The organism is Micromonospora sp. NPDC047756 (genome assembly GCF_055587245.1).
This window is the reverse complement of record NZ_JBVJGQ010000004.1, coordinates 430,491-451,695: the sequence shown is the minus strand read 5'-3', so window position 1 is coordinate 451,695 and position 21,205 is coordinate 430,491. Positions and strand designations below refer to the sequence as shown.

The following is a 21,205-nucleotide window of genomic DNA, read 5'->3' as shown; positions in this document are numbered from 1 at the left end:
CCATGAGTCTTCCCATCGCCGCGGGTTGCGCCGCACCGGACCAGGCCGCGCCGCTGCCGGCCAGCCTGGACCTGGAGAAGGAAACCGTGATCACCGGCATCGTCCGTTCCGCCGAGGCCGAGCCGGTGCCCGGCGCGTACGTCCGGCTGCTCGATTCGACCGGTGAGTTCACCGCCGAGGTGGTCACCTCGTCCGCCGGGCAGTTCCGGTTCTTCGCCGCACCGGGTTCCTGGACGCTGCGGGCGTTGTCCCGGCACGGCAACGGCGACACCGCTGTCACTGCCGGCCGAGGCGTCAACGAGGTTGCCGTCACCGTCGCCTGACCCACTGCTCTGATCGACCGGGGCCGGTCACCCTCCCGGGGGTGGCCGGCCCCGGCCGTGTGTCGGCGGTGTGCCGGCACGCCGGGACGGGTGCCGAAATCCATCGGCGTGCGTCAGTATCTACTGGTGAGTTTCAGGGATGAAAGCGGCGGGTCCGACGAAGCGGTCCCCATCGTCCTCTGCGTGGGCACCGACGTGTCGCTGCGGGAGCGGGTGCTGAGCCAACTCGACGGGCGTGCCCCGGTGCTCAGCTGTTCCGATCTGGCCGAGCTACGCGAGCTGCTGTCGTCGCCGGCGGGTCCGGCCCCGGTCAGTCCCACGGTCCTTCCACTCACCGAGGCGCGGAGCCTGGTGAAGTGGGGCGAGCTGGTCGTCGACCGGGCCGGACATCGGGTCACCTGGCGCGGCGAGGTGCTCCCGCTGACCCCCAGCGAACGGGAGCTGCTCACCCTGCTCATCGGCCCACCGCTGGTGGTGTGGAGCTACGAACGGCTCTGCGCCTCGGCGCTGGGTGGCGCCGACACCGCAGCGCTGCAATCCACCGTCAGGCGGCTGCGTCGCAGGCTGCGGGGCCTGCCGGGCGGCCCGCAGGTGCACACCGTGCGCGGCGTCGGCTACCGGCTCGACCCGTCGCCCCGGCGAAACGACCACTGACCCGCCGGCCTGCGTCGGGCCGACCGCCTCCGCTGCCGGCCGGGCGGCGGGCGCGTGACACCATGGCCGGGTGAGCGGTGCTGTCCAGACGGGTTGGGCCTCTTCGGCCGGTCCCGCCGCGCCGACACCGGCCGGGTCGCGGCGGCGTTGGCTGCTGGCCGTGACAGTGGCCTGGGCGATGCTGCTGGCCGGGCTCACCTGGATATCGGTGCGTGACGACCCGCCGACCGTCCGCGAGCAGCGCTCCCTCGACCAGGCCGGCCCGGTGGTCGACCGGGCGGTCGGCGAGCTGGCTCGCGCGGCCGGTGCGGCCGGGCTGCTGGAACTGAGCCCGGCCCGGGTCGCGTCCGGCTGCCGGGTCACCCCGTTCGCCTACGGGGCGAGGTTGCGGCGCGAGGTCGGGGTGCTGGCTGCCGCCGGTGACGAGCGGGCCGTGCTGGCCGGCATCGTCGAGCGGCTGCCGGCGAGTTGGCGGGCCGGGGTCGGGCCCGGGCTGGACGGCCCCGAGCTGCGCGCCGACGCCGGAGAGTTCGTGGCCGTCGAGGGTCGGCCCACCGTCGACGGCCGGGTGCGACTGGTCGTCGACACCGGTTGCCGGCCGGTCGGCGCCGGTTACCCGTCGGCTCCGGCCACCGCTGCCGGCCCGGAGGCCGTCGCGCTGAGCGCCGCGCTGAACGCCCTCGACCGGCCGGGCGACGCCGCGCCGGAGCTGGCCACCGCGCCCTGCCCGGGTGGCGGTCTCGCCCGTACCGCCTGGTCCGTGAACGGTCCCGGCCCGACGGCCTCGACCGTCGCTCTCGCCCCGCTGGCCGGCAACGCCCCACTGCTGGACCAACCCTCGGTGTACGCGTATCGCAGCGGTGCCGTCACGGTGCTGGCCGAGATCAGCCCGGACGCCACCCGACTCGCCGCCACCGTCGGCTGCCCGAGCTGAGCCGGGCGGGTCAGCGGCCGTCCGGCTGATCGTCGGGGCCACGGCTGCGGCCCAACGCGTCGACCATGCCCCACCGGCCGGGGATGTCCAACAGCTCCACCCGACCCATGCCCGGTGGCACGGCCGGGTCGATGATCAGGTGCTCGCCCTGCGGCTCCAACCCCAGCATCACCCGCAGCAGCAGCAGCGGAGTGCCGGTCGACCAGGCCTGCGGGCTGCACGCGGTGGGGTACTCCACCGGATAGTCGGTGAGGTCGCGGGCGTAGCCGGCGAACGCCTCCGGCAGCCGACCCTCGAAGTACCGGGACGCGGCCAGCATCGTCTCGCAGAGCAACCCGGCCTCCTCCCGGAAGCCGTACCGCCACAACCCCCAGGCGATGATCGAGTTGTCGAACGGCCAGACGGTGCCCACGTGGTAGCCGATCGGGTTGTACCGCCCCTCGTCCGAGGCGAGCGTCCGCACCCCCCAGCCGGAGAACAGTCGTGGCCCGAGCAGGTGCTCGACCACCTTGCCGGCGCGGGACTCGTCCACGATGCCGCTCCACAGCAGGTGCCCGATGTTCGAGGTCAGCGCGTCCACCTGCCGGCCGTCGGCGTCCAGCGCGAGCGCGTAGTGCTCGCGGTCGGCGATCCAGAAGTCGCGGTCGAACCGCCGTTTCAGGTCGGCGGCCTGCCGCTCCAACTCGTCGGCGAACTCCGGGTCGTTCCAGAGGTCCCGAGCCAGCCGGGCGGCCCGGAGCTTCGCGTCGTAGGCGTAGCCCTGCAACTCGCAGGTGGCCCGGGGAAAGCCGGGCAGGTGACCGTCGGCGTACGAGATGGCGTCCCAGGAGTCCTTCCAGCACTGGTTCTGCAGGCCGGTCTCCGGGTTGCGGGTCTGGTACCAGAGGTAACCGGTGCCGAGTAGGTCACCGTAGGTGTCGATCCACTGCAACGCGGCGCGGATCTGCGGTTCCAGCTTGCGGACGAGTGCCGCGTCGCCGGTCCACCGCTCGTACTCGTCGACCAGGATGATGAACAGGGGCGTCGAGTCGGCCGACCCGTAGTACGGCGAGTGTGGCTGCTCCTCGAAGCCGGCGGTCTCCCCGTACCGCAGCTCGTGCAGGATCTTGCCGGGTTCCTCGTCCCGGAAGTCGTCCACCCGTTGCCCCTGTAGTCCGGCCAGCATCAGGATGGTCGGCGGGACCAGTTCCGGCAGGAACGGCAGCACCTGCAACGAGGTGATGATGCTGTCCCGGCCGAACAGGGTCATGAACCAGGGGAGTCCCGCGGCGATCAGCCGTACGCCCAGGGCGATCGACTCGTAGCGCAGCGCGGCCAGGTCGTTGAGGCTGCGCCGGTACGCCCCGGCCAACGGCTCGCAGTCGCAGCCGAGCTTCGGCGCCCGGTCGATCAGCTCCTGCTGTTCGGCCCGGATCGCGTCCGCGCTGCGGCTGCCGCCGTACGGGAGGGTGGCCCGGATGTCCTCGCCCCGGGCACCGAAGACGACGCTGGACACGTGCAGTTTGGTGGTCCAGCTGTCGTTGCGGGCTATCCGGATCCGGAAGGTCATTCCGGTGTCGTCGACCTGCGCCGGCGCGGTGGTGCTGACCACCATCTCCCGGTGGAACGCCTCCCGCCGGTAGGACAGCCGCAATTCGTTCTCGGCGACAGTGACTGTGGTCCGTCCCCGTTTCTGCCGAGAGTTCTTGATCTCGAACAGGTCGGCGAAATCGGCCCCGATCTCGATCCGCAGGGTGCACTCGACCTCCGCGCCGAGGTGGTTCAGCACTGTCAGCTCCTCCTCGAAGCTGCCCACGATCGCCCGGCTGCGGATCACCGACGCCTTGGCGTCCAGATAGTGCGTGGGTTCGCCGGGGGCGAGGAAGAACCGGGTGCGGTACGACTCGGCGTCGTCGACGGAGAGGGCGTGCAGCCGTTCGCCGTCCAGGGTGAGCACCCACGTGGACAGGAAGCGGGTGTCGAAGGAGAACAGCCCGGTGGGGAAGTCGTAGGACGGTTCGATGTCGCCACGCCGGTCGCTGACCAGGAAGGTGTTGCCGTCGAGGATGCTGACGAGGTCCTTCACCGAAGTCGCCCGGCTGCTCGGCGGGCCGTTTCGCGGGGGTCGCGGGTGCCGGGCGGGTTCGGGAAGAACCGGCGGAAGGCGAGGAAGAGGACCACGTTCCCGCTGAACGTGCTCTCGTTGCGCAGCACCGCCGCGACCCCCTGGGCCTCGCCGTTGATCAGCCGGTCGAAGAGGGCGGCGCTGCTGTACCAGATCGCGTCGGCCGGCCCACGCCCTCGGGTGACCTGCACCGACCCTGGCCTCATCCGGACCAGCCAGTGTTCGGTGCGGTGGTCGTCGCCGAGGTCGATCTGGAGGGTGCCATCGGCCAGGCCGCCCAGAACCTCGGCCGAGCGCGACGGTAGTGCCTCGAAGAACCTCTCCGCCGCCTCGGTCACATCCGAATCGTAGGCAGCCGTCCGGGATGTCGGGTCGGTATCGACACTCCGCTCGGATCGGCAGGCCGCCGCCGTGCGGTCAGTAGACGAGGGCCTGCGCGCCCTCGGCCAACGCCTCCTCGACGAAGACCGCGGCACCGGCGATCCGCACGCCGGGGAGCACGTCGTCCGGGCCGATCTCCCGTCGGGCCGCGCACTGCGTGCAGGCGGTCACCCGGCCGCTGGTCAGGATGACGTGCAGCAACTCGGCCAGGGGCGCGGAGTGCGGCAGGTCGAACTGCTGGGCGCGACCGGGCAGCGCGAACCAGGTTGACTCACCGGTCAGCCACAGCGACACGTCCACCCCGGCCGCTACCGCCGTCGCGGCGACGGTGAATGCCTGCGCGCACCGCTCCGGGGCGTCCGCCCCCGCGGTGGCCTTCACGACGAGATTGCGGGCCATGTGGCCCAGCATAAGATGGTCGGGATGGTTACCGAGATCGGGTTCGTCAGCCTGCTGGTCGCTGGCCTGGGCGGGCTCGCCGGTGGCCTGGTCTACCTTGCCGTACGCATGTCGAGAGGACGCTGGTGAGCGAGAACCCGCTGCAGCCGCCGTGGCTGAACGCGCCGCCGGTCGAGGAGTACCCGTTCGAGGAGAGTCACGACCTGCGGGTCGGGCCGAAGCTGCACCCCGCGCTGGACGCCCTGCTGCCGTACATCGGTCTGTGGCGCGGTCGGGGCAAGGGCGGCTTCCCCACCATCGAGGACTTCGACTACGCGCAGGAGATCCGGATCAGCCACGACGGCCGACCGTTCCTGCACTACGAGTCGCGTGCGTGGATCCTCGACGAGCAGAGCAAGCCGGTCCGTCCGGCCGGCCGCGAGGCGGGCTGGTGGCGACCGGTGCTGGTGGACGGGCGGGCGACCGACGAGCTGGAGGCGCTGATCACCACGCCGACCGGGGTGATGGAGCTGCACCTGGGCAAGCGCACCGGCACGCAGATCGAATTCGCCACCGACGCGGTGGTCCGGACTCCGACCGCCAAGGAGGTCACCGGCGGGCACCGGCTCTTCGGCATCGTCGAGGGCGCGCTGCTCTACGCGCAGGAGATGGCCGCCATGGGGCACGGGCTCAGTCCGCACCTGTCCGCCCGACTCGTCCGGGTCGGCGGCTGACCGCTACCCGACGGGGAAGCCCAGCAGTGAGTGCAGGGCGGGGGTGCGCGGGCAGCGGTCCCGGCGCACCCCGTCCAGCGTGTGGACCTCGGCGGCTCCGCGCAGCGACGAGGTGAACCAGACGCCGTCCGCCGCGTGCAGTTCGGCGGGGGTGACCATCCGTTCGCTGGCGCGCAGGCTCAGCTCGCTCGCGTGGGCGAGCAGCCAGGCCGCTGTGGTGCCGGCGAGGATGCCGGTGCTGGCGGCCGGCACCGTGCAGAGTGTGTCGCCGGTGAGCCACACCACATTGGCGGTCGGACCCTCCAGGACGTACCCGTCGGAGGAGGTCCAGAGCACGTCGTCCACGCCGGCCCGGCGGGCCCAGCGGCGGGCGGCGCTGTTGACCGCGTACGACGTCGATTTGATGCCGGCCGGCAGCCAGCCCAACCCGCCGCGGGCGGCGGCGGGCAGCCCCAGCGGCAGGGTGGCCACGGTGATTCCGTCCCGCCGGGCGGCCCTGGAGGCCGCCGGCACCGGGGCCAGCGTCGCGTAGATCGTGGGTGAACCGCCGGCCTCCGGGCCCCGGGTGCAGACCAGCCGAAGTGCCCCCTCCGCAGCTGCTGGCCAGCCTGTCCGCACCTGGTCCAGCAGGTCGATCAGCGCGCTGGTGGGTGGCAGGGGCAGCTCGACGGCGGCGGCCGCCGTGGCCAGGCGGGCCAGGTGTTCGTCGCGCAGCCACGGCTGGCCGTCGCGCAGGTGCATGGTCTCGAAGAGGCCGTCGCCGTGCAGCACCCCGAGGTCGTCACCGCGGAGCACCGGGTCACTGGGCGGCACCGGGCCACGCCCCAGGACGGCGATCCGCGCGGTCGGGTCGGCCGCGCCCTTCCCGACGGACGGCATCACCATGACCGTCGAGCGTAGTGGTGATCGATCGCGGTACGGGGAACAGCCTGGTGGCCGAACTATGATCGGAGCGTGTCCGAATCCTCCCTCGCGGAAATGCTGCGGGCCCGTGGGCTGCGACTGACGGCCCAGCGGCAGCTCGTTCTCCAGGCGGTGCTCGATCTGGGCCACGCCACCCCGGAGCAGGTGCACACCGCAGTCCGGGAGGTGGCCGCCGGCGTCAACATCACCACCATCTACCGCACGCTTGAGCTGCTGGAACGGCTCGGTCTGGTCACCCACACGCACCTGTCGCACGGCTCACCGACCTATCACGCCGCCGGTGAGCACCAACACGTCCACCTGGTCTGCCGGGAGTGTGGCGCGATCGACGAGATCGATCCGGAGCTGCTCCGCCCGCTCGCCGACCAGTTGGCCGCGCAGCGCGGGTTCCGGGTGGACATCGGGCACGTGTCACTCTTCGGCGTCTGCGTACGCTGCGAGAACGGGGACGAGAAATGATCGACATCGCGGGCGCGGTGGCCGTCGAGAGCATCGACGAGGCCAGCCGTGACCAGCCGGATCCGGCGCACGTCGCGGCCGGTGTGCGGGGGGTGGCCGCGCACTACGGCGACCCGCTGCGCGAGCAGCGCACCCTCGACACCGCTGTCGGTCTGGTCGACAGGTCGCACCGGGGGGTCATCGCGGTGCCCGGGGAAGAGCGCGCCAGCTGGCTGCACACGGTCACCTCGCAGCACCTGACCGCGCTCTCCGCGGGCGAGGGCACCGAGTTGCTGGTGCTGTCCCCGCACGGCCATGTCGAGCAGCACGCCATGGTCGCCGAGGACGGCGAGACCACCTGGCTCGACACCGAGCCCGGTGCGACCGAGGGCCTGCTGACCTACCTGGAGAAGATGCGGTTCTTCAGCAAGGTCGAGCCACGCGACGCGACGGCCGAGCGCGCGCTGTTGTCGCTGGTCGGGCCGGCGGCCATGGAGGCGCTCGGCACGCTCGGCGTGACCGGGCTCGCCGCACCGGACGTGGTCGCGGTGCCGGGTCCGAAGTTCCCGCACGGTGCCGTGCCACCCCGGTCGAGCGCGCGGTACGACGTACGACCGCTGCCGATCGGCGGCTGGGCCCGACGTGGTCCGCTCGGGGTGGACCTGCTGGTGCCCCGGTCGGCGATGGACCAGGTGGTGGCGGAGTTGCGCGGGGCCGGGGTGCCGCTCGCGGGGCTGTGGGCGTACGAGGCGATCCGGGTGGCCGCCCGGCAGCCCCGGGTCGGGGTGGACACCGACCACCGGACCATTCCGGCCGAGGTCGACCTGATCGCCCCGGCCGTGCACCTGGACAAGGGTTGCTACCGGGGGCAGGAGACGGTGGCGCGGGTGCACAACCTGGGCCGGCCGCCGCGTCGCCTCGTACTGCTGCATCTGGACGGGGTGACCACCGACCAGCCGCCGGTGGCCGGTACGCCGGTGACGCTCGACGGCCGGGCGGTCGGCTTCGTCGGCACCGCCGTGCTGCACCACGAGCTGGGCCAGATCGCCCTCGCGGTGGTGAAGCGCAACGTCCCGGACGGCGCCACGTTGCTGATCGGCGAGACCGCGGCGGCGATCGACCCCTCCTGAGCGGGCCGTCTAGGATCGCCGGCATGACGACAGGGACGTTGATCACGGTGGCCCCGACCGGCGCTGAGTCGGCCAAGGCGGAGGTGCCGGCGCTGCCGGTGACCCTCGACGAGTTGCTGCTCACCGCCAAGGAGTGCGAAGCGCTCGGCGCCGCCGTGATCCACGTCCACATCCGCGACGACGAGGCCCGACCGACGCTCGACCCGGTGCGGCTGGCCGACACCGTGGCGGCGCTGCGGGAGAGCACCGACCTGATCGTGCAGCTCTCCTCCGGCGGTGCGGTGACCGACCCGGAGGCCACCCGGCTCGCCGTGCTCGACGCCGGTCCGGACATGGCCTCCTGCACCATGGGCACCGTCAACTTCGGCGACGACGTCTTCCTCAACCGTTGGGAGTTCATCGTCGACCTGCACACCCGGATGCAGGAACGCGGGATCGTGCCGGAGTACGAGATCTTCGACCTCGGCCACCTGTCCGCGTTGCAGCGGTTGCTCGGCAAGTACGGGCTGCCGGCCGGCGGGCACGTGCACGTCGACTTCGTGATGGGCGTGCCGGGCGGAATGCCGGGCACCACCGAAACTCTTGTCGCGGCCCACCGGATGCTGCGGGACCTGCCCGAGGGCACCACCTTCTCGGCCACCGGCGTCGGCCGGAGCACCATCGCGGTGCTGCTGGCCTCGCTGTCGACCGGCGGTCACCTGCGGGTCGGCATGGAGGACACGGTGACGTACGCGAAGGGCCGTCCGGTGGAGTCCAACATGCAGTTGGTCGCCCGCGCCGTGGGTTTCGCCCAGCTCGCCCAGCGCCCGCCATTGACCACCACCGAGGCTCGCGAACTGCTCGGGCTGTAAGGGCAGGTCTGTCCCGCGCCCCTGTCACCCGGGCGGTGGACCTCCTGGTCACCCCGCCGCCGGGCACCCCCGGACCGTCGGTACCGTCCACCGCGTGACGAAGACGTACGAGGGTGGCGCGCCGCTCGCCGAGGTGGTCCGGTCCGGGTTCGTGGAGGGTGCGCACCGCGGCTCGGTGGTGGTGCTGGACGCCGCCGGCGTCGCGGTGGCGTCCGCCGGGGACGTGACCTCGCCGATCTTTCCCCGCTCGGCCAGCAAGCCGATGCAGACGATCGGGATGCTCCGGGCCGGTCTGGCCCTGACCGACCCGGCCGACGTGGCGCTGGTCTCGGCGAGCCACGCCGGCGAGGAGTTCCACCTGGCCCGGGTCGGTGCGCTGCTGGAGCGCGCCGGGCTGGACGCGTCGGCGCTGCACTGCCCGCCGGACCTGCCGGTGGGGGCCGCGGCCCGGGAGGCGGTGCTCCGGGCCGGTGGCGGCCCCACCCGGGTGCAGATGAACTGCTCCGGCAAGCACAGCGGGATGCTGTTGACCTGCGAGGCCGCCGGATGGTCGCGGGAGGGCTACTGGCGGCCGGAGCACCCGCTTCAGCAGCGGCTGCGGGCTGCCATCGAGGAGTTCACCGGCGAGCAGGCGGCGGCGGTGGGGGTCGACGGTTGCGGCGCACCGGTCCTCGCGGTGTCGCTGACCGGTCTGGCCGGGGCGTACCTCCGGTTGGTCGACGCCGAGCCCGGCTCGGTGCCGCGCACGGTGGCCGACGCGATGCGGGCGCACCCGGAGATCGTGGGTGGCACCCAGGCCGACGACACCCGGCTGATGCGTGGTGTCCCGGGTTCGCTGGCCAAGGTCGGTGCCGAGGGCGTGATCGCCGTGGCGCTGCCGGGCGTCGGCGCCGTCGCGTTGAAGATCGACGACGGCGCCGACCGGGCTCGGATGCCGGTACTGGTCTCCGCGCTGCGCCGCCTCGGCGTGGACGCTCCGGTGCTGACCGAGTACGCCGAGGTGCCGCTCTTCGGTGGTGGGGTACCGGTCGGGGCGGTCCGCCCGCTCTGGTGAGCGCCCTAGCTCAGGAAGTCGAGCAGTGCGGCGTTGACCGGCTCCGGGCGCTCCAGCGGCAGCAGGTGGGCGGCGTCCGGCACGTCGGGCAGTCGTAGCGCGCCGGGGACCTCGGCGGCGATCCGGTCGGCGAGCCGACTGATGTCCGGCACGTCGGCAGCGCCGGCGGTGACCAGGACGGGGATCTTCAGCTCACCGAGACGACCGATCGCCGGTGGCGACAGCTCCCCCACCTCGACCGCGCCGAGCGCCAGCTCCGCGGCGAGGGCACGCTGGTCCATCTCCTGCGCGAACGCGACCAGCTCCGGGTCGACGTCCTCCGGCTGGCGTCGCGGGCCGACCACCCAGAACCGCACCTCACCGGCCGCGCCGGCGACGAAGTCGTCCGGGTCGACCTCGCCGACCAGGTCGTCCCAGAGGTCGTTCGCCTCGTCCGACCACTCGTTGCCGGAGACCGCCGTGTCGAACAGCGCGAGCGCGCTCACCCGGTCGGGGTGGGCCAGCGCGGTGTCGATGGCGACCGCCCCACCGAAGGAGCAGCCGACCAGGGCGGCCCGGGGCAGGTCGAGCGCGTCCAGCAGCCCGGCCACGTCGTCGTGGTGCGTGAACGGGGCCGGCGGCAGCTCGCTGTCTCCGTAGCCGCGCAGGTCCGGGACGATCACCCGGTGCCGGGTGGCGAGCGCGGCCACCTGCCCCCGCCACATCCGCCGGTCGGCGATGCCGGCGTGCAGCAGGACGACGGGCGAACCGGTGCCGGCCTCGTCGTACGCGATGCTTGCTCCGTTGACTGTGATCTTGTCCACGGTCGGACCGTACGGATCGGCCGAGCGGCGCGCAAACGGGATCCTGAGACGTTGCTAACTATGGTTAGCGTTTTGCTTGCAAGAGCTAGCAAGGGCGGTTAGCGTCGCTGCCATGGCCACACCCAAGGACCTTCCCGACGTCGGCGGGTTCATCCGCGATCTGCGGCGCAACGCCAAGATCTCGCTCCGGCAGCTCGCCGAGCAGGCGGGGGTCAGCAACCCGTACCTCAGCCAGATCGAGCGCGGCCTGCGCAAGCCCAGCGCCGAGGTGCTCCAGCAACTGGCGAGCGCGCTGCGGGTCTCCACGCCGGCGATGTACCTGCGCGCCGGTCTGCTCGACGACAAGGAAGGCCACGGGGTGCTCGCCGCCATCGCCGTGGACGCCGACCTGACGATGGCGCAGAAGCAGTCGCTCAGTCAGATCTACGAGACGTTCCGCCGGGAGAACACCCGACTGGCCGAGGCCCAGGCCGAAGCCGGGACGGCGCAGGCCGCGCAGCCCGGCAGCCAGCCCGGCAGCCAGGCCGCGGACCTGGCCAATGTGGCCGCCACCGGCCCCACCACCGTCGGCGGCACCCCGACCGAGGCCGTGCTCGAGTCGGTCGCCGTCACCGAGGCGGGCACCGCCCCCGCCCCGGGCAGCACCAGCATCCCCCAGAAGAAGAAGGCCGCCGAGGCGGCCGAAGAGGAGACGTCATGAGCGAGCCGAAGACCAACCGCATCCCCACCCCGATCTACGCCGCAGCCGGTGCCGGTGAGCTGGCCATCGAGCAGTTGCGCAAGCTGCCGGCCGTGGTCGGCGTCCTCAGCACCCGGGTCGTCGCCGACCTGGGCGGCCGGGCCGTGCTGACCGGCTTCGAGCTGAAGCAGAAGGCCACCGAGACGCTGCGCACCGCCAACGAGACCGCCGACCTGGCGAAGTTGCGCGAGGCGGCCGACATCGACAAGCTGCGCGCCGCCGCGACCCGCAACGCCGCCCTGGTGGTCGCGAGCGCCCAGGTCGCCCAGGAGCGCGCGTTCGCGGCGTACGGCGCGCTGGTCGCCCGCGGCGAGCGGGTCGTCGGCGCCGGCGTGCTGGAGGCCGCCGAGACGGTCAACGCCGACATCGAGGCCACCGAGGCGGTGACGCCGGCCGCCACCCCGACCGCCGCCACCCCCACCGACGCGCCGACCCCGGCCGACGTGGCGGAGATCGCCGAGGCCAAGCCGGCCGCCGTCAAGAAGGCCGCCCGCGCGCCGAAGGCCGCCAAGCCGGTCGAGACCCCGTCGGCGAAGCTTCCCCGGGCCACCAAGCGGACCCGTCCGGCAGCCGAGTAGTTCACCGTGGCCGCGACCCCGGTGGCGTCCTTGTCGGACGTAGCCGGGGTCGTGGACATAAACTGGCCGGCATGGCCAACGCCGCGCCGATCTTCGCCTTCGCCGTCCGTGAAGTGATCCAGCTGATCCTCCTCGTCTTCGCGCTGATCGTTCAGGGCGTCGCCCTGGTGCACGCGATCACGCAGCGCTCCGACGCCTTCCCCGCCATCGGGACGCTGCCCAAGGGTGGCTGGATCGCCATCCTGGCGGTCTGCCTCGCGCTCACCCTGCTCGGCTTCGGTCCGATCAGCCTCTTCGGACTGGTCGGCATCGCCGCCGGTCTGATCTACCTGCTCGATGTCCGAATCGGCCTTCGCGAACTCGGTGACGGCAAAGGGTTCTGGTGAGAGGTTTTCGCTGGCCGCCCCCGCCCGACAGCGGGCCCCGCACCTGGGGTCCCGGGCCGGGTGGGCCGCGTACCGGCCGACCGGCGCTGCCGGAGCCGGAGACCGAGCTGATCACCACCCCGCACGGCGTGCGGCTGGAACGGCTGGTCACCGGCACCGGTGATCCGGTCACCGTGTTCGCGCACGGGCTGGGCAACGGCATCGCCACCACCCGACCGTTCGGCAGCGGGGTGAACGGTCGCAAGGTGTTCTTCCAGTTCCGTGGGCACGGCCGTTCCGAAGCCCCGGACGGGCCCTGGGACTATCTGGACCTGGCCCGGGATCTGCGGGCGATCGCCGACCTCGGCGGCGCCAGCCGGGCGTTCGGCGCGAGTCTCGGCGCGGGTGCCCTCTGCCGACTCCTCGTGGAGAGCCCGGAGCGCTTCGACAAGCTGGTCTTCTTCCTGCCGGCGGTCCTCGACGAGCCACGCGGGCCGGCCGCCCGGCAGCGCATCACCGACCTGCTGGAGGCGGTGGAGAGCGGGGACGCCTCGGCGGTCGCCGACATCGTCACGCTGGAGTTGCCCCCGGCGGTGCGTAACACCCCGGCCGGCTGGGCCTACCTGCGACAACGCCTCGACCAACTGCTCCGCGACGGTCTCGCCGACGGTCTGGCCACGCTCACCGAGCAGACACCGCTGCGCCAGATCGGTGACCTGACGGCGGTCACCGCACCGGCGCTGGTGATCGGTTGCGCCGGCGACGACCTGCACCCGGTCGAGGTCGCCGAGCAGCTCGCCGTGGCGCTGCCCCAGGCCACCCTGCACGTGTACGACCGGCCCGGCGTGCTCTGGTCGGAACGCGCCGATCTGCGGGACCGCATCTCCGGCTTCCTGAACGAGTAACCTGCCCTGTCATGGGCGTCACACAGCACGGCCGGACGCACCGGCTCGACCTCGCCGACCCGACCCTGCGCGAATGGACGGGCACGGTCCTGCACTCCGATGCCGAGCAGGGCATCGTGTTGGACCGCTCGGCGTTCTACCCGGGCGGCGGTGGCCAACCACCCGACCACGGTGTGCTGCTCTGGCAGGGCGTACAGACCCGGATCGTCGGCACCCGCAAGGGCGACGACCCCTACCTCATTCCCGCCGAGGGTGACCCGCTGCCACCGGTCGGCACCGAGGTCGTCGGCGCGGTGGAGGACGAGCGCCGCACCCGGCTGATGCGTACCCACTCGGGGCTGCACGTGCTCTGCGGTGTGGTGTTCCGCGACTTCGGCGCGCTCGTGACCGGCAACTCGATGGAACCGGGCGAGGCCCGGATGGACTTCAACCTCCCCGAGGTGCCCCCGGACTTCAAGAGTCGCATCGAGGAGCTGGTCAACGCCGAGGTGGCCGCCGACCGCTCGGTCGCCACCCGGGTGCTGCCGCGCACCGAGGCGCTGGCCCTGCCGGACATCATCCGTACCCAGTCCAACCTCATTCCGCCGGATGAGCAGGAGGTCCGGATCGTCGACATCGTCGGGCTGGACGTGCAGGCCGACGGCGGCACCCACGTCGCCTCCACCGCCCAGATCGGCAAGGTCCAGGTGGTGAAGGTGGAGAGCAAGGGCCGGGCCAACCGCCGGGTCCGGGTCCGACTGGTCGACTAGATCCAGTACCGAATTCGGACGTCGGTTGTCAGGTATTCCTGACAACGTCGCTGGCATGACACAACCGCTAACCGGAAAGATCGCGCTCGTCGCCGGTGCCACCCGTGGTGCCGGACGGCAGATCGCCGTGCAGCTCGGGGCGGCCGGGGCCACCGTCTACGCCACCGGCCGCAGCACCCGGGCCGGCCGCTCCGAGATGGATCGACCGGAGACCATCGAGGAGACCGCCGAGCTGGTCAGCGCGGCCGGCGGCACCGGCATCGCCGTCCAGGTCGACCACCTGGTGCCCGACCAGGTCCGCGACCTCATCGCCCGGATCGACGCCGAGCACGGTCGACTCGACGTGCTGGTGAACGACATCTGGGGTGGTGACCCACTGGTCACCTGGGACAAGCCGGTCTGGGAGCAACCGCTCGACGCCGGCTTCCGTACCCTGCGACTGGCCATCGACACGCACATCATCACCAGCCACTTCGCGCTGCCGCTGCTGATCCGCAAGCCCGGTGGCCTGGTGGTGGAGATGGGCGACGGCACCAAGGCGTACAACGACGAGAACTACCGGCAGTCGGTCTTCTACGACCTGGCGAAGGTCTCGGTCAACCGGCTCGCCTTCATTCAGGCGCACGAACTGAAGCCACACGGCTGCACGGCCGTGGCACTCACCCCCGGCTGGATCCGTTCCGAGGCGATGCTGGAGCATTTCGGCGTCACCGAGGAGAACTGGCGCGACGGGGCCGCCACCGACCCGAACTTCCTCATCTCGGAGACCCCGGCCTTCGTCGGCCGGGCGGTGGCCGCGCTCGCCGCCGACGAGGAGAAGGCCCGCTGGAACGGCAGGTCCGTCGACGCCGGCAGCCTGTCCAAGGTGTACGGCTTCACCGACCTCGACGGCAGCCAACCCGAGGGCTTCCGCTACATCACCGAGGTGGTCGACGCGGGCAAGCCGGCGGACGTGACCGGCTACCGGTAGAGCGCGGCGAGCCGCTCGGCGCTCTCCGCGAACAACTGCCGCAGCTCGGGTGGTTCGAGGACCTCGACCTCCGGGCCGAGCCCCAGCAGTTGGTGGTACGCCACCGGGACCGACTCGACGGGCAGCCGCGTCACCACCCAGCCCTGCCCGTCGGGTTGGCCGGCGGCGGCGACCAGTTCGTCGTACACATCGGGGGCATTGACCAGGTGCCGGAGCTGGCGCAGGCCGGCGGGGCTCAGCCGGACGGCGACCTCGGCCCGCAGCATGGTCCGCAGAAACGACCCGGCCTGCTCGCGCCAGTGCCCGGCCAGGTCGAAGCCCTCGTCGCGGTCGAAGTGTTCGTCGCCCACCTCGACCCCGGTGACCCGGTCCACCCGATAGGTGCGCACATCGTTCCCGACCCGGCCGACCAGATACCAGACCCCGCTCTTGAGCACCAGGCCGTACGGCTGGACCTGGCGGGTCACCTCCTGGTCGCCGCGTCGGTAGCGCAGCTCCACCACGGTGTCGCCCCAGACCGCGCGGGCCAGCTCGGGCAGCCAGAGCGGTGGCGCGCTCTGCCGGAACCAGCCCGGTACGTCCAGGTGGAACCGCTGCCCGGTCCGGGCCGGCGCGTCGCGCAGGGCGGGTGGCAGCGCGGCGAGCACCTTCAGCTCGGCGGACGCGACGGCGTCGGCGAGCCCCATCTCGCCGGCCGGTCCGGGCAGCCCGGCGAGGAAGAGCGCCTCCGCCTCGTCCCGGGTCAGTCCGGTCAGCCGAGTGCGGTACCCGCCGAGCAGGCGGTAACCGCCGGTCCGCCCCCGATCGGCGTAGACCGGCACGCCCGCCGCGGAGAGCGCCAGAACGTCCCGATAGACGGTCCGCTCGGAGATCTCCAACTCCCGTGCCAACTCGCTCGCGGTCATCGACCCGCGCGACTGCAACAGCAACAGCAACGAGATCAGTCGGGACGCGCGCATCCGCCCATCCTGCCCGGTGCCGGTCACCGCCCGCCGGGCGTCAGCAACCCCCGGTCGTACGCGGTGGCCACCGCGGCAGCCCGGTCGTTGACCCCGAGCTTGGCGTACAGGTGCAGCAGGTGCGTCTTGACGGTGGCCTCGCTGATGAACAGGCGGGACGCGGCCTCCCGGTTGGAGGCACCCCGGGCCACCAGGGTGAGCACCTCCAGCTCCCGTTGACTGAGCGGTTCCTCGGCGGGAGCGCGCAGCCGACCCATCAGCCGGCCGGCGACGCTCGGCGCCAGCACCGACTCGCCCCGGGCCGCGGCCCGGACCGCCCGAACCAGATCCTCCCGAGGTGTGTCCTTGAGCAGGTAACCGGTCGCACCGGCCTCGATCGCCGGCAGCACGTCCGCATCCGTGTCGTAGGTGGTGAGCACCAGCACCCGGGCGGTGCTGCCGGCGCGAGCCAGCCTGCCGATGGCGGTCACCCCGTCCATGCCGGGCATCCGCAGATCCATCAGCACCACGTCGGGCCGGAGCGACGCGACCAGAGCCAACGCCTCCGAGCCGTCCGACGCCTCGCCCACCACCTCGAAATCGGGGTCACCGGTGAACATCCCCCGCAGGCCGTCCCGCACCACCGGGTGGTCGTCGACGATCAGCAGCCGAACCGGGGCGATCAACCGGCACCTCCGGGCAGCGCGGGAACGGACGCCGAGATGGCGGTGCCGCCGCCCGGTTCGGATTCGACGGCCAACTCGCCACCGACCCTTGTCACCCGTTGCCGCATGGCGGTCAACCCGTACCCACCGCCCGGCTCACGGGGCAGCGGGTCCTCGGTGAGGTCGAAACCCGCCCCGTCGTCACGGACGTCGAGGGTGACGACGTCCGTCATGTACGACAGGGTCAGCCCGACCCGTGACGCGAAGGCGTGCCGGGCCACGTTGGACAGCGCCTCCTGGGCGGCCCGCAGCAGGGTCACTTCGATCTCCGGGTGCAGCGGGCGGGGGGTGCCGGTGGTGCCCACGTCGGCCCGTATCCCGTGCAGCGCCGTCCAGCGCCCGCCCAGATCGACGAGGGCGTCCGGTAAGCGGGCCGTCTCCAACGGTTCCGGACGGACCGCCTGCACCGAACGGCGAGCCTCGGTGAGACTCTCCCGGGCCAGGGCGAGCGCGTTGTCGACGTGCCGGCGCCAGTCGGCGGACCGGTCGCGGGTCTGCTCGGCCGCCTCCAACTGGGTGATGATGCCGGTCAGTCCCTGCGCCAGGGTGTCGTGGATCTCGCGCGCCATCCGTTGCCGTTCGTCGAGCACGCCGGCTTCCCGGGCCTGGGAGAGCAGCTGGGCGTGCAGGCCGGCGTTCTCACTGACCGTCTCGGTGAGTTGGCGGTTGGTCTCGCCGAGTTCCGCCACCAACCGCTTGCGTTTGGCGTCCTCCTGCTCGGCGATCATCGCGAACCAGCTCACCGAGCCGGCCACCACCAGGTTGAACAGCACCAGCACCAGCCAGAGCGGCCAGTGCGACACCACCACCGACAGGCCACCGCCCTGCGAGGTGGCGACGAGAGCGGCCGTGGTGACCACCCCGGCGACCCGCCAGCGCCCGGGCAGCACCGGAAAGGCGTGGATGTAGCCGATCCAGGCGAAGAAGCCGTACCACGGGCTGGCGGCCACCAGTGCGGCGGCGAACGTGAGCAGGCCGGCGTAGTAGACCGCCATCAGCGTGCGCCGGCTGTGCCAGCCGGGGTGCAGAGTGACGAACCAGGCGACCCAGCATCCGGCTGCCACGGCGACAGCAAGGGTGGGCAGTGCCCCGAGATGTCGGGGTGCCGGTGCGACGAGGGCCAGCAGGGTGCCCAGGGCCAACCCGCCGAAGGGGAACACCCGGTAGAGGCCCGCCTCACGCTCCCGCCAACTCGCCAGACGGTCGTGCCCACCGTTGCTGGTCATCGCATCTCCGCTCACTCCCAGCGGAACAGTTTCGCCGCGCCGGCACCGGCCGCCACGGCGATCACCGCCATTATCCCCAGGTGCAGCGGTTGCGGCGGGGTGCCGGTCCAGGCGTCGAGGAGCGCCTGCACTCCGGGCGGCGTGTAGTCGCCGATCCGCGCCACGAAATCCGGGAGCAGGAACCGGGGCAGGTAGACGCCGCCGAAGAACATGGTGACCAGGAACAGCGGCACGGCCAGGGCCTGTGCCGCCTTCGTCGTGCGGGCGACGGCGGCGACCAGCAGGCCCAGCGACAGCAGGGCGGCAGTGCCGAGGATGAACGCCAGCGTGAAGCCGAGCGGGTGCCGGGGGAACGGCACCCCGAACGCGAGCCGGGCGACGACGACGAGCAGCAGCGCGCTGGCCAGGATCCCGGCCAGGGCCAGCACCAGTTGGGCGGCGAGCAGAGCTGCCGGATGCGCCGGGGTGGTCGCCAGCCGACGCAGCACGCCGCGTTCCCGGTAGGTCGCCAGCACGGCGGGCAGGATGTTCACCCCCACCATGGCGAGGGTGACCACCAGCAGCGACGGGGCGAAGTAGCTGACGAAGGTCTGCCCGTCGAAGGTCGGATCCGGCTTACGCAGCGTGGGGATCAACCCGAGCACCACCAGGATCAGGGTGGGCAGCCCGATCGTGGTGAGCAGCGTCGGCAGGTCCCGCAGGTAGAGTCGCGCCTCGGTTCTCAGGATGTTGCGGAAGGCGTGCATGCCGGCTCCCTCTCAGTTGGCGGGCCGGTGCCCGGTCAGCTCGACGAAGGCGTCGTCGAGGGTGGACTGCTCCAGCCGCAGGTCCGCGGCGACGATCTGGTGGCGGGCGAGCATCGAGGTGACGGCGTGCAGCAACTCGCCGGTGCCGGTCACCACCACCTGGCTGCCGGTCCGCTGCACGGCGGTCACCTCGGGCAGATCGCTGAGGAGTCGGTCGTCGACCGGAGTCGAGGGCCGGAACCGGATCCGTTGCTCCGGAGCCACCGCCGACACCAGGCCCGCAGGGCTGTCCAGGGCGACCACCCGGCCCCGGTCGATCACCGCGACCCGGTCGCAGAGCCGTCCGGCCTCCTCCATGAAGTGGGTGACCAGCACGATGGTCACCCCACTGTCCCGGACCTGTTCGATAAGGCCCCAGGTGTCCCGGCGAGCCTGCGGGTCCAGCCCGGTGGTCAGCTCGTCGAGGATGGCGATCTCCGGGTTGCCGACCAGGGCCAGCGCGATGGAGAGCCGCTGCTTCTGGCCACCGGAGAGCTTCTTGTACGCCGTGTTCCGCTTCTCGCCGAGACCCAGCTTGTCGATCAACTCCGCCGGATCAGCCGGGTTGCGGTAGAACGAGGCGTACAGGTCCAGTGCCTCGGCCACCCGCAACCGGTCCGGCAGTTGACTCTCCTGAAGTTGCACGCCGACCCGCTGACGCAGTTGGGCCGCGTCCCCGCGAGGGTCGAGCCCGAGGACCGACACCCCGCCCCCGTCGGGGACACGCAGCCCCGCGACACACTCCACAGTGGTGGTCTTACCGGCGCCGTTCGGACCGAGGACGCCGAAGATCTCCCCGGCCTCCACGGCGAGCGACACGTCGTCCACCGCCACCAGGTCGCCGTACCGCTTCCTCAGGTGGGTCACCTCGATGACCGGCATCGTGTCGCCTTCCGCCGCCGCTGACTTCGTACCCCTCAAGGGTTGTCGGGTTGGCCCGGCGGCGAATCGACCGGTCAGCGACGAACCTCGGCGTCCCCGGTGGATCGCTGCCGTCCGTCAACCGGTTGATGTGTGGGCGGCGGGCCGCTGCTAGGCGTTCTGTCCGGCGGATCCGATCACGGCTGGTTAGGCTGCTCGATCGTGGATGCCAGCAGAATCGCCAGCCCGGTGACCGGGGTCGTCGGACGTTTCCTCGCCGGTGCGGGGCTGCTCCTGCGTGGGTTGGGCCTCTACGTCCGCAGCCCGGGGCTGATGCTGCTCGGCATCGTGCCGGCGCTGATCTCCGGCCTGCTCTTCCTGGCCGCGCTCGCCACGCTGGTGTACTTCGTGGACGACCTCGCCGCGCTGGTCACCCCGTTCGCCGACGACTGGTCGACGACCGGCCGCAGCCTGGTCCGGGTGATCGCCGGGCTGGCCTTCCTGGGGGTCGGTGGCCTGCTCGGCGTGCTCACCTTCACCGCCGTCACCCTGGTCATCGGCGACCCGTTCTACGAGAAGATCTCCGAGCAGGTCGAGCAGCGGTACGGCGGCACGCCGGGCGCGGTGGACGTGCCCTTCTGGTCGTCGCTGCGCCGTAGCCTCGCCGACTCGGTACGCCTGCTGGCGCTCACGGCGTTGGTCGGCATCCCGCTCTTCGTCGCCGGCTTCATCCCGGTGGTCGGCCAGACGGTCGTCCCGGTCATCGGGGCGGCCGTGGGCGGGTGGTTCCTCGCCGTGGAATTGGTGGGTGCACCGTTCTACCGACGGGGAATGCGGCTGCCGCAGCGCCGGACCATCCTGAAGGCCGACCGACCCACCGCGCTCGGCTTCGGAGTGGCCGTCTTCCTGTGCTTCCTGATTCCGCTCGGCGCGGTGCTGATCATGCCGGCTGCGGTCGCCGGTGCCACGCTGCTGGCCCGTCGCTCGATGGGCCAGCCGATCGAGGAGACCTGACATGGAGATCAGCCTGGTCGAGGGAGACATCACCACCCAGCGGGTGGACGCCGTCGTGAACGCCGCGAACTCGTCCCTGCTCGGAGGCGGTGGGGTCGACGGTGCCATCCACCGGCGCGGCGGGCCGGCCATCCTGGCCGAGTGCCGGGCACTGCGGGCGTCCCGCTACGGCAGGGGCCTGCCCACCGGTCAGGCGGTGGCGACAACAGCCGGGGAACTACCGGCCCGCTGGGTGATCCACACCGTCGGGCCGGTCTGGTCGGCTAGTGAAGACCGCTCGGCGCTGCTGCGCGACTGCTACGCCAACAGCCTCCGAGTGGCCGACGAGCTGGGCGCGAGCACTGTGGCCTTCCCGCTGATCTCCGCCGGCATCTATGGCTGGCCGCTCGACGACGCGGTCGGCCAGGCGCTGGCGGTGCTGCGCGCGGCCACCCCGACCACCGTCACCGAGGCCCGCCTGGTCCTCCTGGGCGCCCACACGTACGCCGCCGCCCGCCAGGTTTCCGAGGCCGACTGACCGCCCCGCCGCCCGCGCCCTCGCGCCCCGCCCGCGCCCGCGCCCCGCCGATCTTGCAGTTTGGGTGGTAGATATATAGGGCGATGTTCCTTTTGTCGGGACAGAAAGTGCAAGATCGACGCAGG

At 72.1% G+C, this 21,205-nt stretch carries 27 protein-coding genes; 17 read left to right on the top strand and 10 right to left on the bottom strand.

Features of this window, described 5'->3' with window-relative positions:
- The first annotated feature begins 2 nt into the window (after positions 1 to 2).
- The 3 genes from ACZ6NZ_RS15295 (at position 3) to ACZ6NZ_RS15285 (ending at position 1,911) form a co-directional block, all read left to right on the top strand.
- Positions 3 to 323, top strand: a complete 321-nt coding sequence (locus ACZ6NZ_RS15295) for a DUF1416 domain-containing protein (protein WP_366610777.1) — start codon at positions 3 to 5, stop codon at positions 321 to 323.
- 195 nt (positions 324 to 518) lie between these two features.
- A complete protein-coding gene (locus ACZ6NZ_RS15290; RefSeq protein ID WP_465858877.1) occupies positions 519 to 977 on the top strand; it encodes a winged helix-turn-helix domain-containing protein in 459 nt (152 codons plus the stop codon).
- A gap of 70 nt (positions 978 to 1,047) precedes the next feature.
- Complete coding sequence (locus tag ACZ6NZ_RS15285) at positions 1,048 to 1,911, top strand: hypothetical protein (protein WP_465858670.1); 864 nt, start codon at positions 1,048 to 1,050, stop codon at positions 1,909 to 1,911.
- Between the two features lie 10 nt (positions 1,912 to 1,921).
- On the opposite strand, the gene ACZ6NZ_RS15280 is transcribed toward ACZ6NZ_RS15285, so the two are convergent.
- The 3 genes from ACZ6NZ_RS15280 to ACZ6NZ_RS15270 all read right to left on the bottom strand — a co-directional run bounded on the left by ACZ6NZ_RS15280 (position 1,922) and on the right by ACZ6NZ_RS15270 (position 4,807).
- A complete protein-coding gene (locus ACZ6NZ_RS15280; protein WP_465858669.1) occupies positions 1,922 to 3,976 on the bottom strand; it encodes an amylo-alpha-1,6-glucosidase in 2,055 nt (684 codons plus the stop codon).
- Positions 3,973 to 4,353 carry an SCP2 sterol-binding domain-containing protein gene (locus tag ACZ6NZ_RS15275; RefSeq protein WP_366610775.1) on the bottom strand — a complete coding sequence of 127 codons (381 nt, stop codon included), beginning with the start codon at positions 4,351 to 4,353 and terminating at the stop codon, positions 3,973 to 3,975. The genes ACZ6NZ_RS15280 and ACZ6NZ_RS15275 overlap by 4 nt, the downstream gene beginning before the upstream one ends.
- Before the next feature lie 79 nt (positions 4,354 to 4,432).
- Positions 4,433 to 4,807, bottom strand: coding sequence for a DsrE family protein (locus tag ACZ6NZ_RS15270; protein WP_124820325.1), 375 nt, complete (start codon positions 4,805 to 4,807; stop codon positions 4,433 to 4,435).
- A 12-nt stretch (positions 4,808 to 4,819) separates the two neighbouring features.
- On the opposite strand from ACZ6NZ_RS15270, the gene mtfM reads away from it, so the two are divergent.
- Together mtfM and ACZ6NZ_RS15260 are read left to right on the top strand one after the other, a co-directional pair.
- Positions 4,820 to 4,924 (top strand): small membrane protein MtfM, encoded by a 105-nt coding sequence (gene mtfM / locus ACZ6NZ_RS15265; RefSeq protein WP_282264268.1) that lies wholly within the window; start codon positions 4,820 to 4,822, stop codon positions 4,922 to 4,924.
- Positions 4,918 to 5,508, top strand: coding sequence for a heme-binding beta-barrel domain-containing protein (locus ACZ6NZ_RS15260; protein ID WP_465858876.1), 591 nt, complete (start codon positions 4,918 to 4,920; stop codon positions 5,506 to 5,508). The genes mtfM and ACZ6NZ_RS15260 overlap by 7 nt, the downstream gene beginning before the upstream one ends.
- 3 nt (positions 5,509 to 5,511) lie before the next feature.
- Here the strand turns inward: ACZ6NZ_RS15260 and ACZ6NZ_RS15255 are convergent, their stop codons facing one another.
- Positions 5,512 to 6,393 carry an aminotransferase class IV gene (locus ACZ6NZ_RS15255; RefSeq protein WP_465858668.1) on the bottom strand — a complete coding sequence of 294 codons (882 nt, stop codon included), beginning with the start codon at positions 6,391 to 6,393 and terminating at the stop codon, positions 5,512 to 5,514.
- Positions 6,394 to 6,462: 69 nt separating this feature from the next.
- Between ACZ6NZ_RS15255 and ACZ6NZ_RS15250 the strand changes: the two genes are divergently transcribed.
- The 4 genes from ACZ6NZ_RS15250 to ACZ6NZ_RS15235 all read left to right on the top strand — a co-directional run bounded on the left by ACZ6NZ_RS15250 (position 6,463) and on the right by ACZ6NZ_RS15235 (position 9,905).
- Positions 6,463 to 6,891, top strand: coding sequence for a Fur family transcriptional regulator (locus tag ACZ6NZ_RS15250; protein WP_091402843.1), 429 nt, complete (start codon positions 6,463 to 6,465; stop codon positions 6,889 to 6,891).
- Positions 6,888 to 8,000, top strand: a complete 1,113-nt coding sequence (ygfZ, locus tag ACZ6NZ_RS15245; protein WP_465858667.1) for a CAF17-like 4Fe-4S cluster assembly/insertion protein YgfZ — start codon at positions 6,888 to 6,890, stop codon at positions 7,998 to 8,000. The genes ACZ6NZ_RS15250 and ygfZ overlap by 4 nt, the downstream gene beginning before the upstream one ends.
- A 23-nt stretch (positions 8,001 to 8,023) precedes the next feature.
- Positions 8,024 to 8,851 (top strand): beta-keto acid cleavage family enzyme, encoded by an 828-nt coding sequence (locus ACZ6NZ_RS15240; protein WP_465858666.1) that lies wholly within the window; start codon positions 8,024 to 8,026, stop codon positions 8,849 to 8,851.
- Between the two features lie 94 nt (positions 8,852 to 8,945).
- Positions 8,946 to 9,905 carry an asparaginase gene (locus tag ACZ6NZ_RS15235; RefSeq protein ID WP_465858665.1) on the top strand — a complete coding sequence of 320 codons (960 nt, stop codon included), beginning with the start codon at positions 8,946 to 8,948 and terminating at the stop codon, positions 9,903 to 9,905.
- A 5-nt stretch (positions 9,906 to 9,910) separates the two neighbouring features.
- Here ACZ6NZ_RS15235 and ACZ6NZ_RS15230 read toward each other — a convergent pair whose 3' ends face one another.
- Positions 9,911 to 10,708, bottom strand: a complete 798-nt coding sequence (locus ACZ6NZ_RS15230; RefSeq protein WP_465858664.1) for an alpha/beta fold hydrolase — start codon at positions 10,706 to 10,708, stop codon at positions 9,911 to 9,913.
- Between the two features lie 112 nt (positions 10,709 to 10,820).
- Here ACZ6NZ_RS15230 and ACZ6NZ_RS15225 point away from each other — a divergent pair, with 112 nt between their 5' ends.
- The 6 genes from ACZ6NZ_RS15225 to ACZ6NZ_RS15200 all read left to right on the top strand — a co-directional run bounded on the left by ACZ6NZ_RS15225 (position 10,821) and on the right by ACZ6NZ_RS15200 (position 15,014).
- Positions 10,821 to 11,408: a helix-turn-helix domain-containing protein gene (locus ACZ6NZ_RS15225; protein WP_465858663.1), complete on the top strand. Its 588-nt coding sequence runs from the start codon at positions 10,821 to 10,823 to the stop codon at positions 11,406 to 11,408.
- The gene (locus ACZ6NZ_RS15220) at positions 11,405 to 12,025 is read left to right on the top strand and encodes a hypothetical protein (RefSeq protein WP_465858662.1); all 621 of its coding nucleotides are present in this window, start codon (positions 11,405 to 11,407) and stop codon (positions 12,023 to 12,025) included. Before ACZ6NZ_RS15225 ends, ACZ6NZ_RS15220 begins: the two co-directional genes overlap by 4 nt.
- Before the next feature lie 71 nt (positions 12,026 to 12,096).
- Positions 12,097 to 12,411: a DUF2516 family protein gene (locus ACZ6NZ_RS15215; RefSeq protein WP_465858661.1), complete on the top strand. Its 315-nt coding sequence runs from the start codon at positions 12,097 to 12,099 to the stop codon at positions 12,409 to 12,411.
- Complete coding sequence (locus ACZ6NZ_RS15210; protein WP_465858660.1) at positions 12,408 to 13,295, top strand: alpha/beta fold hydrolase; 888 nt, start codon at positions 12,408 to 12,410, stop codon at positions 13,293 to 13,295. The genes ACZ6NZ_RS15215 and ACZ6NZ_RS15210 overlap by 4 nt, the downstream gene beginning before the upstream one ends.
- An 11-nt stretch (positions 13,296 to 13,306) precedes the next feature.
- Positions 13,307 to 14,044: an alanyl-tRNA editing protein gene (locus tag ACZ6NZ_RS15205; protein ID WP_465858659.1), complete on the top strand. Its 738-nt coding sequence runs from the start codon at positions 13,307 to 13,309 to the stop codon at positions 14,042 to 14,044.
- A gap of 55 nt (positions 14,045 to 14,099) precedes the next feature.
- Positions 14,100 to 15,014 (top strand): SDR family oxidoreductase, encoded by a 915-nt coding sequence (locus ACZ6NZ_RS15200; RefSeq protein WP_465858658.1) that lies wholly within the window; start codon positions 14,100 to 14,102, stop codon positions 15,012 to 15,014.
- Here ACZ6NZ_RS15200 and ACZ6NZ_RS15195 read toward each other — a convergent pair.
- Genes ACZ6NZ_RS15195 through ACZ6NZ_RS15175 form a run of 5 tightly spaced genes read right to left on the bottom strand, consistent with a single transcriptional unit; the run spans position 15,005 to position 19,570 of the window.
- Entirely contained in the window at positions 15,005 to 15,973 is a 969-nt protein-coding gene (locus ACZ6NZ_RS15195) for a helix-turn-helix transcriptional regulator (RefSeq protein ID WP_465858657.1), read from the bottom strand. The two genes, ACZ6NZ_RS15200 and ACZ6NZ_RS15195, sit on opposite strands and share 10 nt — an antisense overlap.
- Before the next feature lie 23 nt (positions 15,974 to 15,996).
- Positions 15,997 to 16,638: a response regulator gene (locus ACZ6NZ_RS15190; protein ID WP_465858656.1), complete on the bottom strand. Its 642-nt coding sequence runs from the start codon at positions 16,636 to 16,638 to the stop codon at positions 15,997 to 15,999.
- Positions 16,635 to 17,903 (bottom strand): sensor histidine kinase, encoded by a 1,269-nt coding sequence (locus ACZ6NZ_RS15185; RefSeq protein ID WP_465858655.1) that lies wholly within the window; start codon positions 17,901 to 17,903, stop codon positions 16,635 to 16,637. Before ACZ6NZ_RS15185 ends, ACZ6NZ_RS15190 begins: the two co-directional genes overlap by 4 nt.
- Before the next feature lie 11 nt (positions 17,904 to 17,914).
- On the bottom strand, positions 17,915 to 18,649 hold the full coding sequence (locus ACZ6NZ_RS15180; protein ID WP_465858654.1) for an ABC transporter permease: 735 nt from the start codon (positions 18,647 to 18,649) through the stop codon (positions 17,915 to 17,917).
- Between the two features lie 12 nt (positions 18,650 to 18,661).
- Positions 18,662 to 19,570, bottom strand: coding sequence for an ABC transporter ATP-binding protein (locus ACZ6NZ_RS15175; RefSeq protein ID WP_465858653.1), 909 nt, complete (start codon positions 19,568 to 19,570; stop codon positions 18,662 to 18,664).
- 201 nt (positions 19,571 to 19,771) lie between these two features.
- Between ACZ6NZ_RS15175 and ACZ6NZ_RS15170 the strand changes: the two genes are divergently transcribed.
- Both ACZ6NZ_RS15170 and ACZ6NZ_RS15165 read left to right on the top strand, forming a co-directional pair.
- The gene (locus ACZ6NZ_RS15170) at positions 19,772 to 20,563 is read left to right on the top strand and encodes an EI24 domain-containing protein (RefSeq protein WP_465858652.1); all 792 of its coding nucleotides are present in this window, start codon (positions 19,772 to 19,774) and stop codon (positions 20,561 to 20,563) included.
- Position 20,564: 1 nt separating this feature from the next.
- Positions 20,565 to 21,080, top strand: a complete 516-nt coding sequence (locus ACZ6NZ_RS15165) for an O-acetyl-ADP-ribose deacetylase (RefSeq protein ID WP_465858651.1) — start codon at positions 20,565 to 20,567, stop codon at positions 21,078 to 21,080.
- Positions 21,081 to 21,205 lie beyond the last annotated feature (125 nt).

Bases quoted from the DNA above. Each gene is read 5' to 3' on its own strand.
- ACZ6NZ_RS15255 (WP_465858668.1), bottom strand. From the start codon at position 6,393: ATGGTGATGCCGTCCGTCGGGAAGGGCGCGGCCGACCCGACCGCGCGG.
- ACZ6NZ_RS15205 (WP_465858659.1), top strand. From the start codon at position 13,307: ATGGGCGTCACACAGCACGGCCGGACGCACCGGCTCGACCTCGCCGAC.
- ACZ6NZ_RS15200 (WP_465858658.1), top strand. From the start codon at position 14,100: ATGACACAACCGCTAACCGGAAAGATCGCGCTCGTCGCCGGTGCCACC.
- ACZ6NZ_RS15295 (WP_366610777.1), top strand. From the start codon at position 3: ATGAGTCTTCCCATCGCCGCGGGTTGCGCCGCACCGGACCAGGCCGCG.
- mtfM (WP_282264268.1), top strand. From the start codon at position 4,820: ATGGTTACCGAGATCGGGTTCGTCAGCCTGCTGGTCGCTGGCCTGGGC.
- ACZ6NZ_RS15215 (WP_465858661.1), top strand. From the start codon at position 12,097: ATGGCCAACGCCGCGCCGATCTTCGCCTTCGCCGTCCGTGAAGTGATC.
- ACZ6NZ_RS15195 (WP_465858657.1), bottom strand. From the start codon at position 15,973: ATGCGCGCGTCCCGACTGATCTCGTTGCTGTTGCTGTTGCAGTCGCGC.
- ACZ6NZ_RS15180 (WP_465858654.1), bottom strand. From the start codon at position 18,649: ATGCACGCCTTCCGCAACATCCTGAGAACCGAGGCGCGACTCTACCTG.
- ygfZ (WP_465858667.1), top strand. From the start codon at position 6,888: ATGATCGACATCGCGGGCGCGGTGGCCGTCGAGAGCATCGACGAGGCC.
- ACZ6NZ_RS15175 (WP_465858653.1), bottom strand. From the start codon at position 19,570: ATGCCGGTCATCGAGGTGACCCACCTGAGGAAGCGGTACGGCGACCTG.
- ACZ6NZ_RS15240 (WP_465858666.1), top strand. From the start codon at position 8,024: ATGACGACAGGGACGTTGATCACGGTGGCCCCGACCGGCGCTGAGTCG.
- ACZ6NZ_RS15225 (WP_465858663.1), top strand. From the start codon at position 10,821: ATGGCCACACCCAAGGACCTTCCCGACGTCGGCGGGTTCATCCGCGAT.
- ACZ6NZ_RS15220 (WP_465858662.1), top strand. From the start codon at position 11,405: ATGAGCGAGCCGAAGACCAACCGCATCCCCACCCCGATCTACGCCGCA.
- ACZ6NZ_RS15270 (WP_124820325.1), bottom strand. From the start codon at position 4,807: ATGCTGGGCCACATGGCCCGCAATCTCGTCGTGAAGGCCACCGCGGGG.
- ACZ6NZ_RS15165 (WP_465858651.1), top strand. From the start codon at position 20,565: ATGGAGATCAGCCTGGTCGAGGGAGACATCACCACCCAGCGGGTGGAC.
- ACZ6NZ_RS15185 (WP_465858655.1), bottom strand. From the start codon at position 17,903: ATGACCAGCAACGGTGGGCACGACCGTCTGGCGAGTTGGCGGGAGCGT.